Source organism: Kribbella sp. NPDC051952 (assembly GCF_040680855.1).
In the GTDB taxonomy this organism is placed as follows: Bacteria; Actinomycetota; Actinomycetes; order Propionibacteriales; family Kribbellaceae; genus Kribbella.
Genome location: NZ_JBFAXQ010000062.1, coordinates 1 through 1,111 on the forward strand (window position 1 = coordinate 1; position 1,111 = coordinate 1,111).

Sequence of the window (1,111 nt, forward strand, 5' to 3'; positions counted from 1 at the left end):
TTGTCTCTGGCGTTGAGGGCGCGGCGCATCGCGGGGGTGACTAGGCGTTCGGCGCGGCCTACGTCGAGGGGCTCGGAGTTGGAGCCGAGGACTAGGGGGATGATCTTGGCGTCGCAGGCCAGGCGTCGGATCGTGCCGGCGGAGAGGGCGTCGCCGTGGATGACGTGGCCGATCGCGTCGGGAGTGGCTGCTTTGAGGTCTTGCAGGTCGATCGTGACGGTGATGCTGGCCTTCGCACCTGCTCCAGGTACGGCGCCGGACTCGGCGGCTGTGGCGGCGGTGGTCAGGGTGGTGGTGAGGGCGTCGGCTTGGCGCTTTTCGCGGGAGCGGGGGTCGAGTTCGCCGTCGATGGTTTTGTGGGGGCGGGCGTGGGCGTGGATCAGGGAGCGGAGGAGTTCGGCGTTTTCGTTGGCGAGGAATCCGCGGAAGGTGACGCCGTGGTCGGCGTCGGTCAGGGTGAGGGATTCGCGGTCGTAGGCTTTGTGTTCGGCGGGTTCGGGGCCGTCGGAGTCCAGTAGGTCGCGGATTTCTTTGCCGGCCTTACGCAGTTCGCCGGGGCTCAGGTGCTGGGCCAGGTTCACCAACTGTTGCTCGGCTACCACGATGTTCTCCACCGGGACCCGGTCGGGGACGGTTTCGAGGGCGAGCACGATCGCCTGGGCTTGCGCGGGCCTCAGGACCGGAGTCTCCAGCGGACCTGCCGGGTCGGGAAGGGCAGACGAGACGGTGGTGTAGCGAGGGAGGGTGCGGGCGAGTTTGACTTCGCGGTGGGCGTCTCGGCGGTCGAGGCGGTACCGCATCGCGAGCAGTTCAGCGGTGGTGGTGGCGCCAAGCTCCTGGGCGTGGCCCATTTCGTCGAGGCGGGCGATCATGCGGATCCGGTCGGCTTGGAGGCGGGCGATCGCGGCCTCGTTCGTGTCGAGAGCAGCCAGCAGTTCGCTGCCGCTCATCGACCAGATCGGCCGCTCGTCCGGGATCTCCATACCCACAACGATAGACACCGCCACCGACAGTTTTCAAAACCCGAAACCCCTTATATCCAAGGGATCCAGTTATCCACAACTAGCCAATCTGTGCCGAGGAGGGCGGCGACCTGGACGCGGCCCGGGAG

1 protein-coding gene is annotated in these 1,111 nt (G+C 67.1%); it reads right to left on the reverse strand.

The window, feature by feature from the left end; genetic code table 11:
- A partial coding sequence (locus tag AB0L70_RS41755) for a DUF222 domain-containing protein (RefSeq protein ID WP_363692496.1) occupies positions 1-983 on the reverse strand: 983 nt, incomplete at its 3' end.
- Positions 984-1,111 lie beyond the last annotated feature (128 nt).